At 58.7% G+C, this 3,117-nt stretch carries 5 protein-coding genes; all 5 read right to left on the bottom strand.

Annotation, left to right across the window (positions count from 1 at the left end; translation table 11 throughout):
- Positions 1-257 precede the first annotated feature (257 nt).
- Positions 258-728 carry a phycobilisome protein gene (locus tag NW857_RS01810; RefSeq protein ID WP_414367802.1) on the bottom strand — a complete coding sequence of 157 codons (471 nt, stop codon included), beginning with the start codon at positions 726-728 and terminating at the stop codon, positions 258-260.
- A gap of 16 nt (positions 729-744) precedes the next feature.
- A complete protein-coding gene (locus NW857_RS01805; protein ID WP_414367800.1) occupies positions 745-1,284 on the bottom strand; it encodes a hypothetical protein in 540 nt (179 codons plus the stop codon).
- A 102-nt stretch (positions 1,285-1,386) separates the two neighbouring features.
- Positions 1,387-1,668 (bottom strand): hypothetical protein, encoded by a 282-nt coding sequence (locus NW857_RS01800; protein WP_414332444.1) that lies wholly within the window; start codon positions 1,666-1,668, stop codon positions 1,387-1,389.
- 52 nt (positions 1,669-1,720) lie between these two features.
- Complete coding sequence (locus NW857_RS01795) at positions 1,721-2,404, bottom strand: V4R domain-containing protein (protein WP_414332442.1); 684 nt, start codon at positions 2,402-2,404, stop codon at positions 1,721-1,723.
- A gap of 69 nt (positions 2,405-2,473) precedes the next feature.
- The gene (locus NW857_RS01790; RefSeq protein ID WP_414332440.1) at positions 2,474-2,959 is read right to left on the bottom strand and encodes a 2Fe-2S iron-sulfur cluster-binding protein; all 486 of its coding nucleotides are present in this window, start codon (positions 2,957-2,959) and stop codon (positions 2,474-2,476) included.
- Positions 2,960-3,117: the final 158 nt, after the last annotated feature.

Here is a 3,117-nt window from a genome sequence, read left to right as displayed (position 1 = left end):
GGCGCGGAGCGCTTGGGCGAGCTCCCCTGGGGAGAGGGGCTGGGGGTGGTCGCGTGAGCGGCGCGGAGCGCTTGGGCGAGCTCCCCTGGGGAGAGGGGCTGGGGGTGGTCGCGTGAGCGGCGCGGAGCGCTTGGGCAAGCAGCACGGAGCACTGGGATAGTAGGGAGTGTCTTCATCTGGCCATAGGGGCAAGGAATGGATGAGTAGGGAGTGGGCTGTATACAGTAATTGGTGGATGGATCGAGAGCCCATTGACTTCAGTTGACCAGCATCGACTTGGCCAAGAGCACGTAGGGGCGGATGGCCTCGCTCTCTTCGGGGCCGAAGACAGCGCTGAGGGAGTCGAGCATCAACTTATAGGCAGGCTGGCACTGGTCACGCATCTTGAAGGACTTCAGGATCGTCTCCAGCCAGTAGAGCAACTTATCCCGCAGGTAATCCTCATCGTTGAGCAGCATGGCCAGGCAGCAGTAGCGCCACACCATGAGGAGATCGCGGCGGCAACGCTCCCAGGCCAGGTGCCCATGTTGGCGGGGCAAATTCGGCATCATCGGCTGGAACTTCTCCATCACCCGCTCCAGCAGCTCTTGCTCTTTGGCCTGCAGGACTTGATAGAGGCGGACTCGTTTGGGGATCCCTTCCACATAGGCGTGTAGGGTTTTCAACTCGTCCGGGCGCAGATAGCGGCCCTCACTTTGTTGCATCAGCTCGGCGACCATTGAATTCATAGGAAGCCCCCTTGGTTTAGACGAACATTTGCATCAGGGTGAGCGCTTCTTCCGACGGAGCTGCAGTCTCGGTTTGAGGAGCAAATTCTGGCTCAAGCCGCTCTGGGGAAGGGGTGCAGACAGCCTGTAGCGCTTGCCAGTAGGGGGCAAGCAAACCCTGCTGCTCCGCCGGCAGGGATCCCTGCACCACCGCCTGCAACTGCTGGAGCGCTTCCGGCAAACCCAGATACCATTCCATCGCCCCACACCTCCATTGCTGCAGGGGCAAGGGATCCCCCAACAACAAGCTCAGGCCCAGGGAGCGCAAGCAGAAGGCCAGTTGCCGGGCCAAGAGGCGCTGAGTGGGGGTGAGAGAGGATTCTGCCTCACCGCTGTACCCGTGCTGTTGCAGAACCTTCTCGATCCATGCCATCTCCTGCTGTTGCAAAACCTGGTAGAGATGCAGCCGCTCTTGAAAGGAGAGAGCGTAGCGGATGAGATCCTGCAGATCGTCGGGCGTCAGGTAATCCCCTTCTCGATCGGCAATGCGCTCCGGCCAAGGGTAAAGGTCATTCATGGGTGAGGTCTCCTTAAAAAACCCGATTCAAAACCAGTCTCAAAACGAGTCAAAAGATCGAGCGGCTCGAGGAAGCAAAACCCAAGTTGGGGCAAAGCAGGGCTAGAGCAAGGCTCCACCAAACAAAGCGGCAAAATCCTCAAGCGTAAAGGGATCCTCTGGCGGCAGCTCCGGCGGTGGCTCAGGGCGCGGGCGGACGCCCGACCAATTGCAGCCGGCAAAAAACTGCCCTACCGACTGGGCCAAGAACAGGGGGGAGTCCGACAGCGATTCTGGAGCGAAGGGAGCTTTGGCCAAGGGCCGGTTATCCCAGTTCAACCCCTGTAAAAACACCGCCAGCGGCTGGGTTAAGTCCAGATCGGTGTCTAGGTTGAGGGTGACCATGGGCGTTTCTCCAAAGTGGCAAGGGAAGGATTGCAAAAGCCACAGGCAGACCTCACAGTTGGTGCAAACGCTGCTCGATTTCGCGGGCGCTGGCCCCTTCGCTCACCCAGAAATTGGCGGCATCGATGCGCTCTTGCCCGCCCAGCAAAAACTTGCAATAGGTCTCCCCCATGGCGTAGCACTGGATTTCGATGCAGGCCAGCTCGCGGGAAGTCATAGCAGAGAAAAATCCGGCAAATAGCCCGGCATAGAGGTGACAAACCGGCTTGCCCACATCGCCCAAGGTGCGGGCCACCAGCGAGTCAAACAGGTTGATGAATAGGAACCCTTTTTGTTTGGACTCGGTTTCCACCTCCCACTTGCCCCACCCTTGCGCCGTAAAAGGCCACCACCAGGTCTCCAGCAAAAACAGAAGGTTGGACTGCTTGACCCCAACTCCGTACTCCCGCTCATACCACTGGGAAAAATGCTGGGCATCGCGGCTGCCCCAGTCTCTGCCGATGGTGTACATCACCGCCGCAGAGGCATCGCCCACTTCCCGCTCTAGGCCCGCCTGCAGGCCGACAATGAAGTCTTCGCTGAGCAGCAGGTTTTGGGTGTTGTTCCAGTCGATGATCGTGCCTTGCTCTCGGTTAAAGCGGAAGAAATCGCGGTAGCTGTAGTGGGCGTGCTTGTCGCGGCCCACCGGCATGGTGACTGCGGGACGGGGATCCGGTCGAGTGGTAACGCTGGCCATGGCTTTCTCCTCAACAAAACTGAGCCGTGATCTACTACAGCAGGAACCCAAGCAGAGTGTTGGGATCCCTTAGGCCTCGCGGGTCTGGGCAAGGGTGCTGCCGATGATGCGGAAGTCTTCGTTTTCCAGTTGCTTGATCGTGGAACGGGTGATGATCTTGCCCTCCTCCACCAAAACGCGCCCTGTTCGGGGGTGCAGCAAGTCTTGTTCGGCCCGCCGACCGATGAGCACCTCGATATCCTTCAGCGAGTTCACGTACATCCCCGGCGGCAGCTCCACCACCACCCCATCGGCCACCACCCGTGCCTGACAGGCCAAGCGGGAATTGCTGCGGGCGCTGGTGATCGTCTCCAGGGTTTTGGCCTCGCGGGGGGTGATGGGGGTGAGGCTCTCCATGCCCTCCTTGACGTAGACATGACAGGTGGCGCAGAGGCCGCGGCCGTTACATTCCTTGGAGACATGGAGCTCCTCCGACAAAATGGCCGACAGCAGATTGCTGTAGGTATCCACCTCCGAGACACGGGATAGAGGATCTAGCCGGATTTGTTTCACCATAGGTGGGATCCCCAACTTCAAGGCAGACAAAAACTCTGCCGGCAGATACGCCCTGCCGCAAAAGCAATGCAAGCGAAAAATCAGTTCCTACTCGTATTCTGGATTTTGGCCAGGCTGAGAGAATCAAAATGTCATAATCTTTAACTACGAATAAATAC

The sequence above is a fragment of the Synechococcus sp. H55.9 genome (genome assembly GCF_047462355.1).
Lineage (GTDB): Bacteria > Cyanobacteriota > Cyanobacteriia > Thermostichales > Thermostichaceae > Thermostichus.
The sequence above is the reverse complement of the archived record's forward strand: the minus strand, read 5'-3'. Positions and strand labels throughout refer to the sequence as shown.